Consider the following 19,731-nt stretch of genomic DNA (forward strand, 5'->3'; position numbering starts at 1 on the left):
TGAGCCGAAAAGAACGAGATTGCAGGACTGTCGGCGACGATTTTTCGACATTCACAAATTCCGTTCGAGACCGAATTTGGGACAGCTGCACGTCAAGGCTGTCGCATCAGTTCACCACCTTCAGGCTGCGAATCCCAGTGGCCTTGACCCAACTGGCGAGCGCATCGATATCATCTCGCTCGGGAATGCAGATGCAACCCGTGCCGGGGTAACAGCGGTGGATGCCCAGTGCACTTCGGGTCGTGTCGAAGCGAGGGGTCAGGTCAAACCAGAGATCATGCCCCCACGGTTCCGGACGCCCCAGGCTGTACTCACCAGCGGGCAAAGGGGCTGCATTGCCGGGGCTCCAGCGACGATCAGCACTCTGACGCCGGGCCACACCACTGGCCGCTGGCCAGCTGGCCAACAAGCGCGGGCCTCGATGCAGTTCAACCTTCCAGATGCGGTTGCCGTCCGGGAACAGCTCGGCCGTACGACGGGTGCTGAGCTGCAGTGGGCCGCCCTGCAGCAGCGCTGTTGTGGGCCCCTGTTGCCCAGGGAGATCAGCGGCCATTGCAGCGACACAACTCCCCAGCAGCACAGGCACCAGAAGGACGTGGTGCAGCATCAGGATCGTCATGAACGGTGCACCCACTTTGGGGCTGCCACGATGGCCTGCAGCAGACCAAGCCTTGGTGGACGTTCTCGATCTGTTTCCCCGCTCCATCCTTCGGGGCACCCTTCCGGATCCTCTGCTCCAACAGCTGACTGCGCTGAGCGAAAGCGTGCTCGCCCATCCCGAGTCCAGCCCCGATGCATCAGCGAAGCTGGCGGGTCAACTGCGTCAGCAGCGCGAACTGAGACCTGATCAACCCGGCGTGCAGGAGCTCAGCAACAACCACCTGCTGCCGGCATGTGATCGCTGGATCCGCCATGTGATGGACCGTCAGCCTCCCCAGGGTCGCGGCCCCTGGGTTCCCGGTCGTTACCGCCTGCAGATGATTAATCTCTGGCTCAATTGCCAGACCGCCGGTGATTACAACCCCACCCACACCCATGGCGGCAGCTTCTCCGGAGTGATCTTTCTGAAGGTCCCACCGCAGATCAACGCCAACAGTTTTGATGGCCAACTCTGCTTCCACGGTCCGGAAGACTGGCACATTCAATCGTTCCGCACCGGCATGGCGCACTATGTGCTGCCTGTGCCCGGTGAGTTCTATGTGTTTCCGGCCTGGCAACCCCATTCGGTGATGCCCTTCCGCGGGGACGGGGAACGCTGGTCGCTGGCATTCAATGTGGTGGCGGCCCCCGGTGTTCCACCCACAGCGATGCAGCAGCCCGCCGCCCAGCAACAACCCCTGGGCAACGTTTCGCTCTCGAGTCAGCGACCCACGGCCAAAGGATTCTGAGGGGAACTGTCAGAGTCGTCAGATTGCATCTGTTCAGGATTCATGGGTGACTCCGCGCCGCTCCAGCAGGCCAAAGCGATCGCAGCGGCGCTAGAGCAGTTGGCCGACCAGCTGCGCCCTGAGGTGATTCGTGCAGCACGACTGGATGACGACGGACGCCGCGACCTCGACCGGATCGAATACGCCCTCGGGACCATCGGCAAGGCCTTGATCCTGACGGACTACTCCATCGACGAAGAGAAGGACATCGACAAACTCAAGGCCTTCCGCGAGTCGCAGAAGGGAATGGGCTGAATTCAGATGCTGCTGTAGCGCAGCACCCGGTGCTGAACGGCTCCATCTGGCGTCAGATCGAGCAGCAGCCGGGCATTGCCACCCCAGCTTTCGTCCTGGCAAAGGTCCCCCGTCACCAGCATCAGATCGGGGTTCAAGGCCCCACCAAGCTGGAGAGCTCGCTCGAAGTGAGCCAGGGCAGGCCGGCCGCGCACCTGCCCCTGATCAGCCGCCACCAGGTGTGGATCACTGAGGTGAAGGATCCTCATCGCTCTCCGGAATGGACTGCCAGCCGCTGCTCCAGCGGGTTGGATCCTTGAGCTCACTCCAGAGCACCCGCTCGCGATGCGACGGAGCCAGCACAGCCGCCAACTCAACCCATCGCTGCGGACCACGCCCGCCTTGCGTGATCAGCTCGAAATGGCGGTAACCGGCCACCGGGTGTTGGCTGGTCCAGGCCCGGGCAGGACGCCAGGCCATCAGCTGGCGACGAACACCTGACTCACGGTGCTCTCAATCACGTGCCCCGAAGCCGCGATCATGTCGGTGTTGTCGGCGATGAATTGCTCCATCACCCCGGGAGCGGCTTGCATCACCGCGCAGACCTTGCTGGGGTCGTCCTTGCTGACACCCCGGTAGAGCGAGGTGATGCCAGCGATTTTCTGAAGCGGCAGGGATGCGTCATAGGTGGCGACCCATTCGGCAAATGACTTGGTGATGGTGAAGGTGAGGACGTGGGTTTCCATCGACCAGAACAACAGTGTCGGCGGACGCTATCACCAACGTTCATCGTCCTCATCGGCGACCGTTGGGATCCGACGAGGGGCATGATCCTGAGGGCGAGACATCACTCTCATTAAGGCCTACTCTTGAGAATGAGCGAGGAGAAGCTGTGACATCGTCCTCCGCGCCTGCCGCAACGGACATCAACCTGCAGCAGGGGCTGCATCAGGACGGTCGCCGTCTGACCCCGCAGCGCAAACGGGTTCTTGAGCTGTTCGAGCGCTGTGGGTCCGGCTGCCACCTCAGTGCCGAAGAGGTGCACCAGCAGCTGGCGGCCCTTGAGATGAAGGTGTCTCTGGCAACGGTGTATCGCACCCTGCGCCTGCTGGCCGATATGGGTCTGCTCCAGGAACTGGAGCTCAGCGAAGGGGGTCGACGCTTCGAGCTTGCCGTTGACGATCACCGCCAACATCACCATGTGGTGTGCATCCGCTGCGGCCGCACCGAGGAATTCGAAAGTGAACCCGTGCTGGCAGCAGGAGCTGCCGCCGCTGCCCATGTTGGTTTTCAGTTGATTGAGTCGAGCCTGAACGTGCGTGCGATTTGCCCCAAATGTCAGGGATAGATCGCATCACCGGAATCATTCGGCACGAAATTCCTTGTCGTAGAGATCAGCCATCAGAAGCTCGATCAGCTGAACGGACACCAGTTCCTTTTCGCGTCTCAACGTGTTCAGCAAGATCTGAACCTGGCGGTGATGGATCAATGACACTTCACCCATCTCCAACCATCGGGCACTCAGCAGGGTTTGAAGACGTTGGCGTGGCGACGATGGTGACATCAGATGCGCCCTGTTTCACACACTGAAGCCAGCAGCACAGCCTCTGAAAAGGCGTAAGCAACAGAAGTCTTCCGAAGCTTTTGTGAAGCGGAAGCGCGGGCTGCTTACTGAGGATGCTCGTTGCAGGGCATCCAGTAGCGATCGCCCATGCGATGCACACCCTCACAACCCAATTGGCGCGCCTGTTCCTCCGCCTCTTCGCGACTGGGATAAGCCAGATAGCGGGGATTGGTGGTGGAGCGGATCTGAATCAAGCCCATGCTCATCGGGCCTGCGGTGATCACCCCCATGGTGTTGACACCAACCGCCACCAATCCCATCCCCACGATGGCGGCATTGATCACGCCCATCGCCACCACACCAATCGAAACCACACCCATCGGCACCACACCGATGCAGATCACCCCCATCGGCACGATGCCGATGGAGATGGTGCCGAGGGGAGCAACGCCGATCGCGATCCGCTTCGGCTTGCTGCCGCAGTGCCCGCCTTCAGTCATGGATCAGTGAGCTCCTTGGTGATCCGCTTCACCGTGCTTGTCGCAGACCATCCACATTTCACCCATCTGGTGAGCACCGGTGCAGCCAAAGCCTGGGGCCGCCGCCTCAGCTTCAGCCTGCGTTTTGAACATCGCCTGCTTGGGCTTGCCGTGGGATCCGGCCATAGCCGATGTCGCAGACAAGATCAACGCGATAACCGCAAAACAGATGCGTTGCAACGGGGTGGCCTCTTCAAGGATCCACCCACTATGCCCATAACGCGCTGATCAGCCCTGAAGCGCCCCGCCACAACTTGACCCGGCGCCAGCCGTGCAGCCAAAACAATGCGGGGCCGTATGGATGGACTGATCCGCCGGAACAGCTTCAAGGTGGATCAAATCCCGAAGGTGACGCACCTCACCGGGGCAGGGCAGGCCGAGCTGCTGATTGAAATCACAGTCGTAGAGATGGCCCTGCCAATCCACACTGATCAGCTGACGGCACATCACAGCCCCCAGATTGTCCGGGTTGTGCGCATCCTCAAGAAGGGTCTGATAACGCTGCAAATCTCCACTGCGTTCCAGTTGCTTGGCGAAACGTTGGATGGGCATGTTCGCCAACGTGAGCAGACGATCGAAACGGATTCCCAACCCGCCCAACACCTTCTTGTAATCCGCCTCCAAGGCTTGCTGGGGAGGAGGCAGCACCGGACCCAGCGGGTTGTAGACGAGATCCAACTGCCGGTTTGGATCACCCGTTCCATAGCCCAGGGCATTGAGCTGGCGCAGTCCGCTAATGCTGCGCTCAAACACGCCATCGCCCCTCTGTTGGTCAACGTTCTCAGCGCTGTAACAGGGCAGGGAGGCGGTGATGCAAACGCCCTGCTCCGCCAGGAATTCAGCCAAATCGTCCTGGCCGGGTTCGCTGAGGATCGTGAGATTGCAGCGGTCAATCACGGTGGTGCCGCGTGAACGTGCCTGGCGCACCAACGCGCGAAAACCCGGGTGCAACTCCGGTGCTCCCCCCGTGAGATCGAGGCAGGAAATGGAATGCCGTTCAAGGATCTGCGGAATCAACGCCAGCAGATCCGCACTCATCATCTCGGTGCGGGTGGGCCCTGCATTGACATGGCAGTGGGCACAACTCTGGTTGCAGCGGTAGCCGAGATTTACCTGCAACGTTGTGAGCTGTCCGCGCTTCAGGGGCGGGAAAACGGTCTCAACAACAGCCACCGGCTCCACGCGGATGAGGCTGATTCTTCCAGACAGAACATGTCCTGGCGAAAGAAACGGATGCTCCCGCTGCTGCGCAGCTGCTCAACCCACCCGACGACGCTCAGAAAGCTGACGGAACCAGGCGATGTACTGCTCCGGGCCATCGGGCATGAGCGTGTCAATCCGCAGGGGATCCTCCGGATCGGTGATGCCTCGCAAAGTCCGATCGGCATGGCTGGGGCGATCCACCTCTCCATGGCTGCTGTCAACAAGGACAACGCGATTGGATCGACCGCACCAGGCACCGAGGTCCTGCAGCAGGTTGAGGAAACCGCGATCACTGCCACCCCTCAACCAGCCCGTGCCATCAGCCGATGCCGTGGATGTGACCGTGTCTCCCACACCCACCAGCAACGGCATCCGTTCCGCGGGGATGCGCTGCTGCACCAACGCCAACAGCGCTTCGGGATCGTGGGGAGCCGTTCGCACATTGAACGTCTCACCCAAGGGAGATTCACCCCAACGGCGCTGGATGTGCTGATTGAGCAGCACCAGAAGGCCGGCCTCCTTGATGGACCCGGTGAGCATGAATTGAATGTCGGTGGTTCCCACATCACCTGCAACAGCGGGCTTGATCCGTTCCTGACCTTGCGCATCACGGCCCAGGTTGGGAGCCACATGCAGGAAGAACGATTCCTCCAGACCCTGGCCTGCCGCCTCAGCAAGCAACTGATGCATCAGCTCCGAGAGCATCATCTGCAGGGCCTGCTGAGTGCTGACATCAGCGGGGACAAGTTCAAAAATCCCGTTGAGATTGATGGTGGGTGACACCTGGGTGTCCAACACCGCGGCTTTGGCCACCTCGGCCAGATCATCCACACCCAGCTGCGGCAGCAGGCCGGGCAATCGCTCCATCAATAGAGCTTCCATTCGGGTGGGGGCTGCAGCGAGGAACGCCATTTCCGCCGTCGAGACCCCGGGGTGGCTCAAGTCGCCAAAGCGATCCTGCAGCTGCACCCCTCCAGCCGCCAGGCCTGGCAGATAACGGCCCTCATGTCTGGGGAGATCGGAATTCCCCAGGGCCTGCTCCACGAGGCGGTTCACCCCGCGCCGCCCTTCATGCTCACCGTTGGTCAACACAGCGAATTGACCATCCAGAGCGGCGACCGCATCCACATAGGACGGGTCCATGCGCCGCGTCAGTGGATCCTTCACCAGTTGCATGCAGACGCCGTCAAGGTCTTGCACGATCAGCAGATCCTCAGCACCGGTGAGCTCCTGCAGCAACTGGTCGGGCGTCAAACGGGGCATGGAGGTTCAGGGGAGGTCGCTGCAGCCGACGGAACAGCGGTGCACTTTCATCGCGCAACTGATTAGTGCCAAACCCGTAAGAAGTCCAGTGGGGGGGGGAGGCAGTCAGAAGCACGGATGACAAGCGAAACACCGCAGCCAAGCCATCCGGCTAGCGAACATGACGGCCTTGATGCTCCTGCCATGCACCCCACATGGACCGAACAGTGGTGGCCGATCAGCTATGAGCAGGACCTCGACCCCAATCAGCCGAGCCGGTTCACACTGCTGGAACGGGATCTGGTGATCTGGTGGGATCGCGCCGCATCGAGCTGGCGGGTCTTCCCGGATGTCTGCCCCCATCGTTTGGTGCCACTCAGCGAAGGGCGGATCAACGAGGAAGGGCTACTGGAATGCCCCTATCACGGCTGGAGTTTCGACGGCGGCGGCCAGTGCCAGCGCGTGCCGCAGGCTCTTGAGAACACCCAGCCCAACAACCGTCGATCCCGCTGCGCCAGCCTTCCCACAGCCACGGGGCAGGGGCTGCTGTTCGTGTGGATGGGGGCCCCCGACGCCGCGGACCCCAGTCAGCTCCCCCTGGTGCCAGCCCTGGAGGAGAACCCCGACAGCTGGACGGTGCAGGACACCTTCCGGGATCTGCCGATGGATGCCGTGACCCTGCTGGAGAACGTGCTGGATGTGAGCCACGTTCCCTTCACCCACCACAAGACCGTCGGCAAACGGGAGAACGCCGCGCCGGTGGAAGCTTCCATCACGGGGGAAGACGCCGGCGGCTTCACGGCCCACTGGGAGGAGGGGCCGCGTCGGGGCAAACTCGGCGCCCAATCCACCACCTTTCATGCCCCGCAGCTGATGTGGCATGACCTCACCGCCAAGGGCTTCGGGCGAATTCTCACGGTGGTCTACGCCGTTCCGATTCGCCGCGGCGAGTGCCGCCTCTTCGCCCGCTTCCCCTTCCAGTTCCAATCCGCCGTCCCCCGGCTGTTGATCGGATTAAGACCCCGCTGGTTGCAACACATCGGTAATCACAAGGTGCTGGAAGACGATCAGGTGTTCCTGCACTGGCAGGAGCGGGTGCTGGAGCGAGCCGGCGGCAGCCCCGCCGTGGAACGCAGTTTTTTCATGCCCACAACGGCAGACGTCTACGTGGCGGCGCTGCATCGCTGGTTGAACGCCAACGGCGGCGAGCCCTTTGCAGGACAACCCCTACCTCCACGGCAAAGCACCACGGCGCTGATGGATCGATACAACAGCCACACCATCCATTGCCGCAGCTGCTCGTCGGCGCTGAAGCGGATTCGTGCGGCACGCCCCTGGGCCTGGGCCCTGCTCTGGGGATCCGCCGTGCTTGTGGGCATCCAGCAGGGCAGCGGCTGGAGCAGCACCGGCTTGGTCACTGCCGCACTGTCGGCCCTGGCACTGCGGCAACTCCACCGCTGGGAGCAGGGGCTGACCATTGGCAGCGGCGCGGCCCCCCGCAACCGCTGATCAGAGCCCCGGAACAGGAAGCAAGGTCGGCTTCACCTTGCCCTGGATATCGACCTTGCCGCCGATGGTGACTTTGTTGTCGACAGACACGTCTGCCCGTACCACAAGCGGGTCTTCAGCTGTGACGGACACATCTCCTTCAACCGCCAGAGGGGCATTTCCGCTGATGGTCACCGGGCCTTCGATCGCCAGGGGCGCAGCGCCACCAATGGTGACCTGCTCCTGAACCACAACAGGTAAAGCCGTATCGGAGCGGATGGTGACACTGGGCGGAAGCACCAACTTGTGGACCTGCAATCCGCCCTTGATCGCGATGGGAATGGGCCGACTCAACAGCTTGGCGGCCGTGACCGCCAGTACCAGGCTGGACAACACAACCGCTGCAGGCCAGCGCTACGCCATCAGCAGATCACGGCTGGTCACAGGCCTACAGGCAATGGTTTGAGCGCATTACAGCGTGTTTGAACCGGTCCTGCCCGTGATAACGCCCGCCCAGCCCCATCAGGCCGCTGTCGACCAGATGTTTTTTGCTTGTACGCCGACGCAAAGGATTGACATGTCACATGTCCAGCACAACGGGATCCCCATCAATGCGTCCAACAAGGAAGGCAACATTGATATCAAACCCGACCAGAGCTTGCACCACGCAACAACGACACCGGTCAATCCCAGGAGATAAAATGGATAAAATTAAAGACCAGGGATGACGCTTTATCTCTACGGAGGCCCCAAGACCCGTGTTTCGATGCCGAAATGGTACTTGGCAGAAAAAGGAATTTCTTACGAATACGTCAACATTGACCTAGCAGCTCGTCAAAACCTTGCAGCGAGCTATCTGGAAGTGAATCCTTTCGGCAAATTGCCGGCCCTCAAAGACGACACCAATGGCTTGGTGCTGTTTGAGTCAGGCGCCATTCTTCAGTATTTATCTGAGAATTACGCCAACGAAGTCCATGACGCCGCAACACGTGCTTCGATCAGCCAGTGGATTCTTTTTGCAAACTCGACTTTAGCGATCGCCTTGTTCGTTCCCTCAAACAAGGAACGGGAGTTTCCCCGACTGATGGCAACCCTGAATGATATCTACACCAAGAAACAGTTTTTAGTGGGGAATGCCTGGACCGCAGCAGACTGCGCCGTCAATGCATACCTCGGCTATCTCCCCATTTTCTATCCCAACGAAGATCTCTCGGCTTATCCCGAAATCCAAGCTCTCAATGAGCGAACACGATCCAACCCGAATTACAGAGTAATCATGGGCCTTTGAATCATTCAATTGCCGTTGAATTTTCACGTTCTGCTTGCATTTAACTTTCTGCCCTGCTCGATGGTTCTTAGACCGCCAAAACAAGTTGCAGTAATCGCAGTAATCAAGGCCGATTGGATTGGGTCAGGACAGAACGCGTCCTGACAAAACTCGGCATCACCCAAGGGACTGGCGTCTGTCTGCTGTGAGCAGCCCCATCAGGAACGCTGCTTAGTCTTGCCGGCATGCGCAATTCCTTCTTCGATCAGAGCCTCGACGCCGGCGCAATCCGTCGGCGCGTGCAGGAGCTCTCGACCGGCAAGGTGGGGTTCTACAGCGTCGGGCTTTATCCAGCTTCGCTGGCCTACAACTGCGCCATGCAGAACGCCAAAGGGCGTCTGCTGCTGGCCCCTCGCCCCGGCCGGGACCTCCTGGGAGCCTTCCCCCAGGAGACGATTGCAACGATGGACGATGAGCACGTGGAGACCGTGCTCAACATGGGCGGCCAGCGCATCGGAGGTGAGCTGGTTACCAACACCCTGAGCGATCTGATCCAGCGCTGCGAGCTTGTGGTGCTCAGCGCCAACAGCAATCACATCGAAGAAGACCTCCAGGAAGCCTGCCGCCTGCGCAAGGAGCTCCATCGGGAGCAGGTGGTGCTGGCCTGCCTGGCGGGATCCTTCAGCCATGACCCGATCAGCAACAGCGCCTATGTGCTGTGCGAACAACAACCCGAGCTCGCCTTCTTCTCCGGCTTCCATCGCCATGGGGCTCTGCGCAACCCCTTCGACAGCTTCACCGCCAATTTCTGCCATCCCAATGCCCTGACGGCCATGTTGGGGGCTCAACTGATGGATCAACTGTCCCCGAACATCCAGGTCTCCGCCGGTGTTCACAACGTGGAGGGGCAGTTCATCAAGGCCGCCAAAAACATGGCCTCGGTGTTCGCCGGTTTCGGCTACGGCTTCCATCAGGACAATCCCGGGGTGTTGCCAACGCTGCTGACCCTGCTGCTGAACCAGTGCCTGGACCAGGCGGCCACCGTGTCGATGGCACGCCCCGACCGTCAACGGCTGTACCACCGGCAGCCCTTTCCGCTCACGGAACTGGGCTACGCCGTCCCCAGGATTGAATCCACCCTGGTGCGCGATGGCGACTTTGAGCGGGTGCGTGACCACACCTTCAGCCAACTCACGGCGATGGTGGCCGATGTGCGCGGCAGCATGATGCTGCCGGTCTCCGGAAGCCCCACCCGCAACTTCCAGGCCGGGCAAGTGATGGCCAAGGCGATGCGCGATCAAGGCCGCTGCCCCCATTCCATGGAGGAATTGGAGCAGTGGTGTGAAGCCGCAGGCCTGCGCAAGGGTGGACTGGAGGGGCTCAAATCCCTGCGGTACTGGCCTCAGATCGCCCGCAAGTACGCCATCCCAGCCAACGACGCCTCGATGGTGAACCTGCTGTACATGGCGATTTACGGGCGGGCAGGCGTGAAGGAGACCGCCTACCGGGTGATGACGGAAAGCCGTGAACTCTCCAGTTACTGCCAGGAATCCGTGCGGCCCAGCCACAGCCGTCGCTACGCCGAGGCACTTCAGAACCTCGATGTTCCCAAAGCCCTCGAGCTGGTGGTGAATGCCGTGATTGCCAACAACGCCAATCAGGCCATGGGCAGCAAGATGGCTCTGGACGAGAACGGTGAGACCGGGGGACCGGCCTACCTGGAGCTCATGGATGTGATCGAAAGCCAGCTCGATGCCTGAGTCGGCTGTGGTTCTGCACACCTGAATGGGGCAAGGCACCGGAAGAACGGCAAGGTGCCATGTGAGACCCATGCGACCGTTCATGACCGAGGACCTGGAAGCCATCGCCGATCGCTTCCATCCTCGCGAGGGGATCAAAGCCATTCGTTCCCTTGGTTCGGGCAACGTCAACGAAACGTTCCTCGTGACCCACGAGGGCGAGGACGGCGCCTTCGTCATGCAACGCCTGAACACAAACGTGTTCGATCGGCCTGACCTGGTGATGCAGAACCTGCAGGCCCTGGGCGACCACATGGAACGTCGTCTCGCCTCTCCACCCCCACAACTGAAGGGGCGGCGCTGGGAAGTGCCCAGGGTGGTTCCCTGTCGGCGAGAGGCCTCCCCCTGGATCGAACAGAACGGAGAGTTCTGGCGCTCGATCACGTACATCGGCGCAGCGACCACCAGCGATGTCATCCGGGACAGTGCCCATGCCCAGGAAGTGGGCTACGGGCTGGGAATGTTCCATCACCTGATCAGCGATCTGCCCATCAATCAACTGGCGGACACCCTCGAGAATTTCCACGTCACGCCGGCCTACCTCCAACACTTCGATGCGGTCGCCAAAGCCACAGACCGCCTGGGGCCTGCAGAACGTGACGCCTGTGCGTTCATCGAGGCACGTCGTCAGGGCGTCGATGTGCTGGAAGCAGCGCTCAGCCGCGGTGAACTCCATCACCGCCCCATCCATGGGGACCCCAAGATCAACAACGTGATGATCGATGAGGCCAGCGGCCAGGCGATCGGTCTGATCGATCTGGACACCGTCAAACCGGGGCTCGTTCACTACGACATCGGCGACTGTGTGCGCTCCTGCTGCAATCCAGCCGGTGAGGAAACCCTCTGCCTCGACGATGTGAGCTTCGACATGGAGCTCTGTGAGGCGATCCTCACGGGCTACCTCTCCGTTGCTGGTGGGTTCCTGAGTGACTGGGACCTGCACTATCTGCCCCACTGCATCCGCCTGATCCCCCTCGAGCTTGGCCTGCGCTTTCTCACGGATCATTTGGAGGGCGATGTGTATTTCCGCTGCGATCGACCTGGGCACAACCTGCAAAGGGCCCTGGTGCAGTTCCGTCTCACCGAAGCGGTGGAGCAACAGTTCAACGCCCTGGAGCAACTGGTTGTGCGGCTGAAGCATCAGCCAAGTCCAAGCCTCTGAGATGGCGCGTTCTGCCGTGATGCTGCGTCAGGCCTGCCGCCTGATTCCCTTTGAACAGTCCATTCCAGCGGGGGTCCAGATCAGCGCGGAACTGGTGTGGAGGCGCGAGGGCTGGCTGGAACTCAGCTACGGGGTTCTGGCCCGCGCGGCCAAGGGCATTGGCGTCCTAAAGCTGCCGGAGGAACTAAACGACGGGCCCCAACAGGGGCAGCGCAAAGATGAGCTCTGGACCACCACCTGCTTCGAAGCATTCATCGCTGCCCCCGGAGAGCAGCGTTATTGGGAAGTGAATCTGGCTGCCAATGGCGATTGGGCGCTCTATCGCTTCGATGGCTACCGCAGTGAACAAACGCAACAGGAGCTGAGCAGACCCCCAACGGTGCGGCTGCAACGCGGGTTGCACCAACTGCGGCTCGATGCCCGGATTGCATTGGAGCCCTGGTGGAGACTAGACGTCTGCCCAGACCTGGCATTGACGGCCGTGATCGACCGTGGACAGGAGGGGCTGAGCCATTGGGCCCTCCGCCACGGCTCCAAGGCCGACTTTCACGACCGCAGCACCTTTCTTGCCGCCTGAACCGCACCGGTAGGGTCGACAAAGCGCCCCTGCCCCACCATGCGCAGCCGCAATGTGCTTATTGTCTCGGCCATCACGGCAAGCCTGCTGAGCGGGCTGTGGCTGAGACCAAAACAGCCGCAGGCCGCAGCCGAATCGGTTCTTTCGAAGCAAGCTGTCTCCAAGCAGGCTGTCAGCAAGCCCGGGGTGACTGAGCCAGGGGTGAAATCACCTGTGCTGCTTCCTGCCCAGGCCAGCCAACCGAAAACCAAAGATGGCCGGGAGTACCCCCTTGTGCCCGCTGAGCCAGCCGAGCTGGCAACACTGCTGGCGGCCGTTGAACAGGCGCTGAGGGATCCCGCCACAGCGGCCGAGGCCCTGCCCGATCTCGGCCACCAACAACAGGTGATCTACCGGGTCTTGTCGACGGACCAACCCAGATCTCAGCAGGTCGTTGACGCGTTACCCCCGGGCTGGCGCAGCGTGGCGGAACGCCACCTGGCGGCACGGCGTGAATTCGTTCGCATGAGCCGCGGCCGTGGACCGACGATGCTCCCCGCCTGGCGGATCATCCAGCCCGAACCAGCGGCGAATCTGCTGAACTATTACCGCAAGGCCGAGGCGGCGACGGGGATCGAATGGGAGGTTCTGGCGGCCGTGAACCTCGTGGAAACCGGCATGGGACGCATCGATGGCATCTCCGTGGCCAATGCCCAGGGCCCGATGCAGTTCCTGCCCACCACCTGGGCCGAACCCGGCATTGGCGCCGGGAACATCCGCGATCCCCACGACGCCATCCAGGCAGCAGCGCGTTACCTGGTGAGGCGGGGCGGACTGCAGGACATTCGCCGCGGCCTCTGGGGCTACAACAACAGCGATTACTACGGCCGCGCCGTGCTGCTCTATGCCTCACTGATGAAGGAGGACCCTGCGGCCTACACCGGCCTGTATCACTGGGAGATCCACTTCAATGCAGCGGCGGGTGATCTTTGGCTGCCGGTGGGTTACAACCAACCGCAGCGCATCACGGTTGAGCAGCATCTTCAGGCCAACCCAGCCAGCAGATCACCAAACGGGTGAGCATCGACACCTACGCTGAGACCTGGCGTGATCCAGGAAGCGGGTGTCCAAGGAAACCTCCCATCGCGGTGATGAACTGAAGGGTCTCGGCTGGTCCGAGGCTGATGTGGCTCGCTACGTCGAGCTGTGGGAATACCGGCAGCGCTGGGGGGCCATGAATTTGGAACGGGAGGATCGCCTGTTCCTGCGCAAAGCCGAAAAAGCTCTGCCGGCGATTGTGACCGGACGGGCCGCCGCCAAGAAATCAATCAAAGACAAGACTTACTACCGCTGGCTGCGCTTCCATCTCGATGCGATGACCGAAGCCGAGGCGGGGATGGGCCTTGGCGACGGTGAGCGCGGAGCATGGCCGGTGCTGCTGGAGGCTGAACTCCGTTTGCTCGACCATTACGAGCCCGTGCTCGGCTTGCCCGACACGTTGAAAGCCAAAGCCCTCAGCCCTGTGCGTGAAAAGCTCACGGCCCAAGTGGCTGCTCTCGGCAACACCAAGGCTTACGACTTCCAGGCGCCCCTGATTGCGCTGAAAGCAGAAGACAGCAGCAACCGCTGGAAGCATCTGCGCGAGGTGGATGCAAGTGATCGCACCTATCCCCTGCTCAGCGCCGATGGCGTGGCTGGATTCCGCAGCGAAGCGCACCGCGATATTCAAGAGGTGATCCGCAACACATTCCCTTCTTTGGCGGAAACCGACAAACCCGAGCTCTCTGACGACTAGAACTGGGGCAGTGGCCCCGCCGATGACCATGTCTCACCGCTTCGAGACCCTGCAGCTGCACGCCGGGCAGTCCCCGGATAGTGCAACCAATGCGCGGGCGGTTCCCATCTATCAGACCAGCTCCTACGTCTTCAATGACGCCGAACACGGAGCCAACCTCTTCGGTCTGAAGGAGTTCGGGAACATCTACACCCGCCTGATGAACCCCACCACCGACGTGTTTGAAAAACGCGTCGCCGCCCTTGAAGGCGGGGTGGCCGCATTGGCGACAGCCTCAGGCCAGTCGGCTCAGTTCCTGGCGATCACCAACTGCATGCAGGCGGGAGACAACTTCGTTTCAACGTCTTACCTGTACGGCGGCACCTACAACCAGTTCAAAGTGCAGTTCCCGCGCTTGGGAATCGACGTGCGCTTTGCCGAAGGCGACGACGTCGCGAGCTTTGCAGCGCAAATCGACGACAACACCAAGGCGCTCTACGTGGAAGCGATGGGAAATCCCCGCTTCAACATCCCCGACTTTGAGGGTCTTTCAGCGCTTGCCAAAGAGAAAGGCATCCCCTTGATCGTCGACAACACCCTGGGAGCCTGTGGAGCTCTGCTGCGACCAATTGACCACGGCGCTGATGTGGTTGTTGAAAGTGCGACCAAGTGGATCGGGGGCCACGGCACCAGCCTGGGGGGCGTGATCGTGGACGCCGGCACCTTCAACTGGGGCAACGGCAAGTTCCCGTTGATGAGCCAGCCCAGCGCGGCTTATCACGGCTTGGTGCACTGGGATGCCTTTGGCTTCGGCAGTGACGTCTGCAAAATGCTGGGCTTGCCCGATGACCGCAACATCGCCTTCGCCCTGCGGGCCCGGGTGGAGGGCCTGCGGGATTGGGGGCCGGCCGTCAGTCCGTTCAACAGCTTCCTGCTGCTGCAGGGCCTAGAAACTCTAAGCCTGCGCGTTGAGCGCCACACCGAAAACGCCATGGCCCTGGCCACCTGGCTGCAGGACCATCCCGCCATCGCCCATGTGAGCTATCCCGGTCTGGCCAGTGATCCTTACAACGCTGCCGCAAAGAAATACCTGACAGGCCGCGGCATGGGATGCATGCTGATGTTCTCCCTCAACGGTGGCTACGACGATGCGGTTCGCTTCATCGACAGCCTCAAGCTGGCCAGCCACCTCGCCAACGTGGGCGATGCCAAAACGCTGGTGATTCACCCCGCGTCCACGACCCACCAACAACTCAGTGAGGCGGAACAAGCTTCAGCTGGCGTGACCCCCACGATGGTGCGGGTCTCCGTCGGACTCGAGCACATCGACGACATCAAGGCCGACTTCGAACAGGCCCTCGCCGTTCTCAGCTGAATGACGTCCCAGCTTCCATGGCGCTGATCCTTCCTGGCAGTTACCACAAAATCGCGGAGGTTGAACGCAACCGGATTTCCTGGATTGAGCCCGAACAGGCTGAACGCCAGGACATCCGGCCCCTGCGGATCGGCATCTTGAACATCATGCCGCTGGGCAAGCAGTACGAGTTCAACCTGCTGCATCCGCTGGGCCTATCGGTTCTGCAGATCGAGCCGATATGGATTCGCCTCAACTCCCACGCCTACAAGAGCTGGGATCAGAACCATCTCGACCAGCTCTATGTGAGCTGGGATGAAGCCTTGTCCCAGGGTCCTCTGGATGGCTTGATCATCACCGGTGCCCCAGTGGAACACCTGCCCTTTGAACAGGTCAGTTACTGGAACGAACTGGTCCAGTTGATTGAGGAAGCGCGCAGCACCTGTGCCAGCACCCTCGGACTGTGCTGGGCCGGTTTCGCCCTCGCCTACCTTGCGGGCGTCGACAAGGTGGCCTTCCAGCAGAAGCTGTTCGGGATCTACCCGATGCGCAGCCTTGTCCCGGGGCATCCATTGATGGGAACCCAGGACGACCATTTCGTCTGCCCCCAAAGCCGACATGCCGGGCTGCCGGATGCCGCGATGGAAGCCGCCGAACGGGACGGACGTCTTCGCTTGCTCGCCCATGGCGAACAGGTGGGCTACACCATTTTCGAGACACCGGATCAGCGGCAGCTGATGCACCTCGGCCACCCCGAATACAACGTGGGGCGGATCCTCGGAGAAATGGAACGCGACCGAGCCCGGGGAGATGTTCCGCCGCCCGAAAATTTCGATGCGGCCCAACCCCAGACTCTCTGGCGCTCCCACCGGAACCTTCTTTTCCAGCAGTGGCTCTGGTTCTGCTATCAGCGGGTCAGCCTCAAGGCCTGATCAGGCTTGGTTGCAGCAGCACCCCTTAACCGTGTCGTTTCGGAGTGGGTTCCAGATTGGCCGAAGGCTCCTGAGCGATGCCATCTGGACGCTCAGCGGATTTGCGATTGAGTTCCCGCTCCAGCGAGGCGATGCGTCTCTCGCGAAGGCAATGACGGCATCCACCCAGGGTTTGCAGATGCTTTTCCGGTGTAATCGTGATCGGTTGAACCGGATGGGCGTTGCAACGGATTTGAACAGGACTCTTGTAACTGCGCCAGCGGATCAAGCTGTAATCGAATTGATCACCGAAGCGCTGCACGGCGCGCTTGAGGAATTCGTCTTGGGTTATTCGGGCTCCCATGCCACCGAATGTATGGGACAGTCTCGGGAACGAACCGACCTCGTCATCCGACGTCACGAATGACCATCCATCCAGCTGCAGCTGAAACGGACTGGTCCCTTCATGGGGGTTGGCTGAAGCCAGAGCTTGCCAGGCACTGGCAAACACAGCTTGAACACCAGCTTCAGTGGGAGCAGCCCGTGGTTCAGGTCTATGGCAAGCGCCACCCAGTCCCGCGAATGACGGTGTTTCTTGCCAATGAAGGAATTCACTACCGCTACAGCGGTGCCATGCACACCGGTGATGGCTGGCCTGCATGGTTCAAGCCATTGCTGCACCAGGTGAATGAAGCCTGTGAAACCAACTTCAACGGATGCCTGCTGAATTGGTATCGCCATGGCGATGACCGCATGGGTTGGCACGCCGATGACGAACCGGAAATTGATCAGCGGGCTCCGATTGCCTCCCTTTCACTCGGGGCAACGCGGGATTTTCAGCTCCGCCACCGCAAAACTGCACACTTAAAAATGTCTCTGCCGTTGGCCGATGGTGACCTTCTGGTGATGCACCCGGGCTGTCAGAGCCGATGGATGCACAGTGTTCCTCAGCGGCGCAAAGTGCAGAGCACCCGCATCAACCTCACCTTTCGCCGTTTTCAGAACTGAGATCGCAGCAGCACACCCCATGCAGGCGCTGTGATTAAGGCCAGCAAGGTGCTCCAAAACACCAGCCCTGCGGCCCGCTCCTGATCAGCACCCACTGATTCTGCGATGAGCAAAAGAGAGATTGCCGTCGGCGCGGCTCCTTGCAGAGCAACCGCCTGAACCATCAAAGACTTGAACTGCAGCAGAGACGCCAGAAGCCAAAGCAGCAACGGGTAGAGCAGCAGCTTGGCCACAAGTGGCTTCAGCAGCTGCAGAGGACGTGCCTCCGGCGCAATGCCCTGGCGATGAATGCTGCCCAGGCGCATGCCCACCACCATCAGAGCCAGCACAATCACGCAGCGCGAAGGCCACCACAGCGCATCGGCCACCGATGCAGACCATGGGGTCGCCTGAACCAGCAAAGCTCCGATGAGCCCGCGGGTTGCCGGACTCCCAGCAACGCTGCTCAGCAACCCTCGCAATCGTTGGGGACCATCCACCTGCCCCTCGATCAGCAGCGGTCCCAGGCTCCAGACCAGCAGAGTCGCCCCGAGGTCGTAGCCAATGCTGATGGGCAGAGCCTCATCGGGAAGGAAAGCCAGGGCGAGAGGAACCCCGAAATAGGCCGTGTTTCCAGTGCAGCTGCAAAGCCGCAGCGTGGGAGACGCCAGCTCAGCCAATCCCGGCAGGCGCGCGGCCCCCAGCAGAACAAGACCCATGGCAAAGACCGCAAGGCCTGCGGCCTGCAACATGTCGCCGCTGAGGCCACCCTTCAACAGCAGGCCCATCACACTGATCGGCACACCGAACCTCACCAGCGGTGCGGCCAAGCAAGTGGACAGGGTTTCATGGCGACGACCAGCCCAGAACCCAATCAGAAGGGAGGGCACAAGCTCCAGCAAGAACCGAAGAATGGACACCTCCATCAGATCAATCGACCCTAGAAAGCTGTGGTGACTGATGCCTCAGCCCCAGGCTTAATCTGACTTTTGATTGGCCGCGTGGATTCAGCTGATGCAACCAGCTTCACGCCATCGCATCGTGCGCGGTGATCAATCAGAGGATCAGCTGACAAGGCTGCGCTTTGACAGCTACAAAGCTGCCTACGATGAACTCGAGCGTTACTACGGGGATTTTTGCTGCTCTGATGATGATCGTGTCGAGTACACGATCGTTTCTGAACCGTCAGACAGTGCTGAGGTTTAAACCACTGAGGACGCCTCAACATCAGCCCGCAAGCTTCATCGCAGGAGAGCAGTCTCAAAAGCCAGACCACAGAGACGCATCCCTAGATACAAACCTTTCAAAGCACTGAGCCTTGGCAATATCGGCTCGATTGATTGACATCCAGCCAGCCAACCAGTTATGAACTATGTATGTATTGAGACGCATTTAAAATGCTGACCGGTTCCGAGCTGCTTGCCAAGGTCAAAGAACTTGGAGATGTTTCCAAATCCGATCTGGTGAGAGCTTGCGGATATGTCTCTGACAAGAAAGATGGTGGCGATCGCCTTAATTTCACAGCGTTCTACGAGGCCCTGCTCGAGGCCAAGGGCGTGAATCTGAGCAGCGGTGGTGCTGCGATTGGCAAAGGTGGTCGCAAACTGAGCTACATCGCCAAAGTTCAGGGCAATGGCAATCTGCTGATCGGCAAGGCTTACACCGCCATGCTGAACCTCGAACCCGGCGACGAGTTCGAAATCAAGCTTGGCAAGAAAGCCATCCGTCTGATCCCTACGGGTGCAGCTGCGGAGCACAGCGAAGCTGCCGACCAGATTGACGAGTGATCAACTGATCCATCACCCAAGCTGAATTCCTTACAGCCCCTCCCCTACCCGGAGGGGCTTTTTTTGCGCAACGAAGCAACGGGGGGCTCTGAGGCAACCACATTGGGGCTGGCATCACAATTGTTGCTCGGTAATGTGAGCCGGATTGGCGCGACAGAGTTGAAATCCTTCAAGGCAACCGTCGCTTCGTTCCTGAGCAATACGTTTCTGTTGGGAGGCTCAGTCGCCCTGTCCATCCATGTCGTGCTGACGTTCTTTCGGATGCACGGACTGGCACTGACCCTTGCTTTTGTGGCGTTTTGGCTGATCTGCGTGACGGCCTACTTCCGTTGGCAGGGCAAGCAGTCGATACCTAGGACGGTCAGCAAAAATTCAACGGTGGACAAGCACAGCCGAAAGCCCACTGAGGCTTGGAGAGAACGACAATCGGCCTGAAG

28 protein-coding genes are annotated in these 19,731 nt (G+C 60.6%); 16 read left to right on the forward strand and 12 right to left on the reverse strand.

The features are described from left to right. Window positions 1–106: 106 nt before the first annotated feature. Complete coding sequence (locus tag DXY02_RS02475; RefSeq protein WP_244276119.1) at window positions 107–619, reverse strand: hypothetical protein; 513 nt, start codon at window positions 617–619, stop codon at window positions 107–109. A 55-nt stretch (window positions 620–674) separates the two neighbouring features. Between DXY02_RS02475 and DXY02_RS02480 the strand changes: the two genes are divergently transcribed. Together DXY02_RS02480 and DXY02_RS02485 are read left to right on the forward strand one after the other, a co-directional pair. Then, window positions 675–1,388, forward strand: a complete 714-nt coding sequence (locus DXY02_RS02480) for a putative 2OG-Fe(II) oxygenase (protein ID WP_114988006.1) — start codon at window positions 675–677, stop codon at window positions 1,386–1,388. 42 nt (window positions 1,389–1,430) lie between these two features. Further along, the gene (locus DXY02_RS02485; protein WP_114987861.1) at window positions 1,431–1,682 is read left to right on the forward strand and encodes a hypothetical protein; all 252 of its coding nucleotides are present in this window, start codon (window positions 1,431–1,433) and stop codon (window positions 1,680–1,682) included. A gap of 2 nt (window positions 1,683–1,684) precedes the next feature. Here the strand turns inward: DXY02_RS02485 and DXY02_RS02490 are convergent, their stop codons facing one another. The 3 genes from DXY02_RS02490 to DXY02_RS02500 are packed head-to-tail and all read right to left on the reverse strand — an operon-like array spanning window position 1,685 to window position 2,407. After that, complete coding sequence (locus DXY02_RS02490; RefSeq protein WP_244276120.1) at window positions 1,685–1,930, reverse strand: metallophosphoesterase; 246 nt, start codon at window positions 1,928–1,930, stop codon at window positions 1,685–1,687. Further along, window positions 1,908–2,141 (reverse strand): TIGR02450 family Trp-rich protein, encoded by a 234-nt coding sequence (locus DXY02_RS02495; protein ID WP_114987862.1) that lies wholly within the window; start codon window positions 2,139–2,141, stop codon window positions 1,908–1,910. The genes DXY02_RS02490 and DXY02_RS02495 overlap by 23 nt, the downstream gene beginning before the upstream one ends. Continuing rightward, complete coding sequence (locus DXY02_RS02500) at window positions 2,141–2,407, reverse strand: DUF3764 family protein (protein WP_114987863.1); 267 nt, start codon at window positions 2,405–2,407, stop codon at window positions 2,141–2,143. The genes DXY02_RS02495 and DXY02_RS02500 overlap by 1 nt, the downstream gene beginning before the upstream one ends. 146 nt (window positions 2,408–2,553) lie before the next feature. Here DXY02_RS02500 and DXY02_RS02505 point away from each other — a divergent pair, with 146 nt between their 5' ends. Beyond that, window positions 2,554–3,009 (forward strand): Fur family transcriptional regulator, encoded by a 456-nt coding sequence (locus DXY02_RS02505; RefSeq protein WP_114987864.1) that lies wholly within the window; start codon window positions 2,554–2,556, stop codon window positions 3,007–3,009. 15 nt (window positions 3,010–3,024) lie between these two features. Here the strand turns inward: DXY02_RS02505 and DXY02_RS02510 are convergent, their stop codons facing one another. The 5 genes from DXY02_RS02510 to stpA all read right to left on the reverse strand — a co-directional run bounded on the left by DXY02_RS02510 (window position 3,025) and on the right by stpA (window position 6,230). Beyond that, window positions 3,025–3,225, reverse strand: a complete 201-nt coding sequence (locus DXY02_RS02510) for a hypothetical protein (RefSeq protein WP_114987865.1) — start codon at window positions 3,223–3,225, stop codon at window positions 3,025–3,027. 104 nt (window positions 3,226–3,329) lie between these two features. Next, on the reverse strand, window positions 3,330–3,725 hold the full coding sequence (locus tag DXY02_RS02515; protein WP_045172888.1) for a GLTT repeat protein: 396 nt from the start codon (window positions 3,723–3,725) through the stop codon (window positions 3,330–3,332). A gap of 3 nt (window positions 3,726–3,728) precedes the next feature. Next, entirely contained in the window at window positions 3,729–3,890 is a 162-nt protein-coding gene (locus DXY02_RS02520) for a DUF3721 domain-containing protein (RefSeq protein WP_244276121.1), read from the reverse strand. Between the two features lie 102 nt (window positions 3,891–3,992). After that, window positions 3,993–4,946, reverse strand: a complete 954-nt coding sequence (gene arsS / locus DXY02_RS02525; protein WP_114987867.1) for an arsenosugar biosynthesis radical SAM (seleno)protein ArsS — start codon at window positions 4,944–4,946, stop codon at window positions 3,993–3,995. Between the two features lie 75 nt (window positions 4,947–5,021). After that, window positions 5,022–6,230, reverse strand: a complete 1,209-nt coding sequence (stpA, locus tag DXY02_RS02530; protein WP_114987868.1) for a glucosylglycerol 3-phosphatase — start codon at window positions 6,228–6,230, stop codon at window positions 5,022–5,024. 183 nt (window positions 6,231–6,413) lie between these two features. Here stpA and DXY02_RS02535 point away from each other — a divergent pair, with 183 nt between their 5' ends. Beyond that, window positions 6,414–7,718, forward strand: coding sequence for a Rieske 2Fe-2S domain-containing protein (locus tag DXY02_RS02535; protein ID WP_114987869.1), 1,305 nt, complete (start codon window positions 6,414–6,416; stop codon window positions 7,716–7,718). Here the strand turns inward: DXY02_RS02535 and DXY02_RS02540 are convergent, their stop codons facing one another. Then, window positions 7,719–8,093, reverse strand: a complete 375-nt coding sequence (locus tag DXY02_RS02540) for a hypothetical protein (protein ID WP_371639868.1) — start codon at window positions 8,091–8,093, stop codon at window positions 7,719–7,721. A 328-nt stretch (window positions 8,094–8,421) separates the two neighbouring features. Here DXY02_RS02540 and DXY02_RS02550 point away from each other — a divergent pair, with 328 nt between their 5' ends. The 8 genes from DXY02_RS02550 to DXY02_RS02585 all read left to right on the forward strand — a co-directional run bounded on the left by DXY02_RS02550 (window position 8,422) and on the right by DXY02_RS02585 (window position 16,541). After that, the gene (locus tag DXY02_RS02550) at window positions 8,422–8,985 is read left to right on the forward strand and encodes a glutathione S-transferase family protein (protein ID WP_114987871.1); all 564 of its coding nucleotides are present in this window, start codon (window positions 8,422–8,424) and stop codon (window positions 8,983–8,985) included. Between the two features lie 224 nt (window positions 8,986–9,209). Continuing rightward, entirely contained in the window at window positions 9,210–10,724 is a 1,515-nt protein-coding gene (locus tag DXY02_RS02555) for a hypothetical protein (RefSeq protein ID WP_114987872.1), read from the forward strand. Between the two features lie 82 nt (window positions 10,725–10,806). Then, complete coding sequence (locus tag DXY02_RS02560) at window positions 10,807–11,925, forward strand: phosphotransferase enzyme family protein (RefSeq protein WP_114988008.1); 1,119 nt, start codon at window positions 10,807–10,809, stop codon at window positions 11,923–11,925. Window position 11,926: 1 nt separating this feature from the next. Further along, a complete protein-coding gene (locus tag DXY02_RS02565) occupies window positions 11,927–12,502 on the forward strand; it encodes a DOMON-like domain-containing protein (RefSeq protein WP_114987873.1) in 576 nt (191 codons plus the stop codon). 39 nt (window positions 12,503–12,541) lie between these two features. Further along, window positions 12,542–13,561 carry a lytic transglycosylase domain-containing protein gene (locus tag DXY02_RS02570; protein WP_114987874.1) on the forward strand — a complete coding sequence of 340 codons (1,020 nt, stop codon included), beginning with the start codon at window positions 12,542–12,544 and terminating at the stop codon, window positions 13,559–13,561. Window positions 13,562–13,604: 43 nt separating this feature from the next. Then, on the forward strand, window positions 13,605–14,276 hold the full coding sequence (locus tag DXY02_RS02575) for a hypothetical protein (RefSeq protein WP_114987875.1): 672 nt from the start codon (window positions 13,605–13,607) through the stop codon (window positions 14,274–14,276). A gap of 28 nt (window positions 14,277–14,304) precedes the next feature. Then, window positions 14,305–15,630 (forward strand): O-acetylhomoserine aminocarboxypropyltransferase/cysteine synthase family protein, encoded by a 1,326-nt coding sequence (locus DXY02_RS02580; RefSeq protein ID WP_114988009.1) that lies wholly within the window; start codon window positions 14,305–14,307, stop codon window positions 15,628–15,630. Window positions 15,631–15,647: 17 nt separating this feature from the next. After that, window positions 15,648–16,541: a homoserine O-succinyltransferase gene (locus tag DXY02_RS02585; RefSeq protein ID WP_114987876.1), complete on the forward strand. Its 894-nt coding sequence runs from the start codon at window positions 15,648–15,650 to the stop codon at window positions 16,539–16,541. 25 nt (window positions 16,542–16,566) lie between these two features. Here the strand turns inward: DXY02_RS02585 and DXY02_RS02590 are convergent, their stop codons facing one another. Next, window positions 16,567–16,884: a hypothetical protein gene (locus tag DXY02_RS02590; RefSeq protein ID WP_114987877.1), complete on the reverse strand. Its 318-nt coding sequence runs from the start codon at window positions 16,882–16,884 to the stop codon at window positions 16,567–16,569. A gap of 59 nt (window positions 16,885–16,943) precedes the next feature. Between DXY02_RS02590 and DXY02_RS02595 the strand changes: the two genes are divergently transcribed. Then, window positions 16,944–17,528, forward strand: coding sequence for an alpha-ketoglutarate-dependent dioxygenase AlkB (locus tag DXY02_RS02595; protein ID WP_114987878.1), 585 nt, complete (start codon window positions 16,944–16,946; stop codon window positions 17,526–17,528). Here DXY02_RS02595 and DXY02_RS02600 read toward each other — a convergent pair. Beyond that, complete coding sequence (locus DXY02_RS02600) at window positions 17,519–18,433, reverse strand: AEC family transporter (protein WP_114987879.1); 915 nt, start codon at window positions 18,431–18,433, stop codon at window positions 17,519–17,521. The genes DXY02_RS02595 and DXY02_RS02600 overlap by 10 nt on opposite strands. Window positions 18,434–18,521: 88 nt before the next feature. On the opposite strand from DXY02_RS02600, the gene DXY02_RS02605 reads away from it, so the two are divergent. From DXY02_RS02605 to DXY02_RS02615, 3 genes are all read left to right on the forward strand, one after another. Further along, the gene (locus tag DXY02_RS02605; protein ID WP_114988010.1) at window positions 18,522–18,713 is read left to right on the forward strand and encodes a hypothetical protein; all 192 of its coding nucleotides are present in this window, start codon (window positions 18,522–18,524) and stop codon (window positions 18,711–18,713) included. Between the two features lie 191 nt (window positions 18,714–18,904). Further along, entirely contained in the window at window positions 18,905–19,294 is a 390-nt protein-coding gene (locus tag DXY02_RS02610) for an AbrB family transcriptional regulator (protein ID WP_114987880.1), read from the forward strand. A 102-nt stretch (window positions 19,295–19,396) separates the two neighbouring features. Further along, a complete protein-coding gene (locus DXY02_RS02615; protein ID WP_206749621.1) occupies window positions 19,397–19,729 on the forward strand; it encodes a hypothetical protein in 333 nt (110 codons plus the stop codon). The last annotated feature ends 2 nt before the right edge of the window (window positions 19,730–19,731 follow it).

The sequence above is a fragment of the Synechococcus sp. N19 genome (assembly GCF_900474045.1).
In the GTDB taxonomy this organism is placed as follows: Bacteria; Cyanobacteriota; Cyanobacteriia; order PCC-6307; family Cyanobiaceae; genus Parasynechococcus.

What these genes read in the sequence shown, in the direction of transcription:
- DXY02_RS02475 (WP_244276119.1), bottom strand. Translation starts at nt 619, where the DNA reads ATGACGATCCTGATGCTGCACCACGTCCTTCTGGTGCCTGTGCTGCTG.
- DXY02_RS02485 (WP_114987861.1), top strand. Translation starts at nt 1,431, where the DNA reads ATGGGTGACTCCGCGCCGCTCCAGCAGGCCAAAGCGATCGCAGCGGCG.
- DXY02_RS02490 (WP_244276120.1), bottom strand. Translation starts at nt 1,930, where the DNA reads ATGAGGATCCTTCACCTCAGTGATCCACACCTGGTGGCGGCTGATCAG.
- DXY02_RS02495 (WP_114987862.1), bottom strand. Translation starts at nt 2,141, where the DNA reads ATGGCCTGGCGTCCTGCCCGGGCCTGGACCAGCCAACACCCGGTGGCC.
- DXY02_RS02500 (WP_114987863.1), bottom strand. Translation starts at nt 2,407, where the DNA reads ATGGAAACCCACGTCCTCACCTTCACCATCACCAAGTCATTTGCCGAA.
- DXY02_RS02510 (WP_114987865.1), bottom strand. Translation starts at nt 3,225, where the DNA reads ATGTCACCATCGTCGCCACGCCAACGTCTTCAAACCCTGCTGAGTGCC.
- DXY02_RS02515 (WP_045172888.1), bottom strand. Translation starts at nt 3,725, where the DNA reads ATGACTGAAGGCGGGCACTGCGGCAGCAAGCCGAAGCGGATCGCGATC.
- DXY02_RS02520 (WP_244276121.1), bottom strand. Translation starts at nt 3,890, where the DNA reads ATGGCCGGATCCCACGGCAAGCCCAAGCAGGCGATGTTCAAAACGCAG.
- stpA (WP_114987868.1), bottom strand. Translation starts at nt 6,230, where the DNA reads ATGCCCCGTTTGACGCCCGACCAGTTGCTGCAGGAGCTCACCGGTGCT.
- DXY02_RS02535 (WP_114987869.1), top strand. Translation starts at nt 6,414, where the DNA reads ATGCACCCCACATGGACCGAACAGTGGTGGCCGATCAGCTATGAGCAG.
- DXY02_RS02550 (WP_114987871.1), top strand. Translation starts at nt 8,422, where the DNA reads ATGACGCTTTATCTCTACGGAGGCCCCAAGACCCGTGTTTCGATGCCG.
- DXY02_RS02555 (WP_114987872.1), top strand. Translation starts at nt 9,210, where the DNA reads ATGCGCAATTCCTTCTTCGATCAGAGCCTCGACGCCGGCGCAATCCGT.
- DXY02_RS02560 (WP_114988008.1), top strand. Translation starts at nt 10,807, where the DNA reads ATGACCGAGGACCTGGAAGCCATCGCCGATCGCTTCCATCCTCGCGAG.
- DXY02_RS02565 (WP_114987873.1), top strand. Translation starts at nt 11,927, where the DNA reads ATGGCGCGTTCTGCCGTGATGCTGCGTCAGGCCTGCCGCCTGATTCCC.
- DXY02_RS02570 (WP_114987874.1), top strand. Translation starts at nt 12,542, where the DNA reads ATGCGCAGCCGCAATGTGCTTATTGTCTCGGCCATCACGGCAAGCCTG.
- DXY02_RS02580 (WP_114988009.1), top strand. Translation starts at nt 14,305, where the DNA reads ATGTCTCACCGCTTCGAGACCCTGCAGCTGCACGCCGGGCAGTCCCCG.
- DXY02_RS02585 (WP_114987876.1), top strand. Translation starts at nt 15,648, where the DNA reads ATGGCGCTGATCCTTCCTGGCAGTTACCACAAAATCGCGGAGGTTGAA.
- DXY02_RS02590 (WP_114987877.1), bottom strand. Translation starts at nt 16,884, where the DNA reads ATGGGAGCCCGAATAACCCAAGACGAATTCCTCAAGCGCGCCGTGCAG.
- DXY02_RS02595 (WP_114987878.1), top strand. Translation starts at nt 16,944, where the DNA reads ATGACCATCCATCCAGCTGCAGCTGAAACGGACTGGTCCCTTCATGGG.
- DXY02_RS02600 (WP_114987879.1), bottom strand. Translation starts at nt 18,433, where the DNA reads ATGGAGGTGTCCATTCTTCGGTTCTTGCTGGAGCTTGTGCCCTCCCTT.
- DXY02_RS02605 (WP_114988010.1), top strand. Translation starts at nt 18,522, where the DNA reads ATGCAACCAGCTTCACGCCATCGCATCGTGCGCGGTGATCAATCAGAG.
- DXY02_RS02610 (WP_114987880.1), top strand. Translation starts at nt 18,905, where the DNA reads ATGCTGACCGGTTCCGAGCTGCTTGCCAAGGTCAAAGAACTTGGAGAT.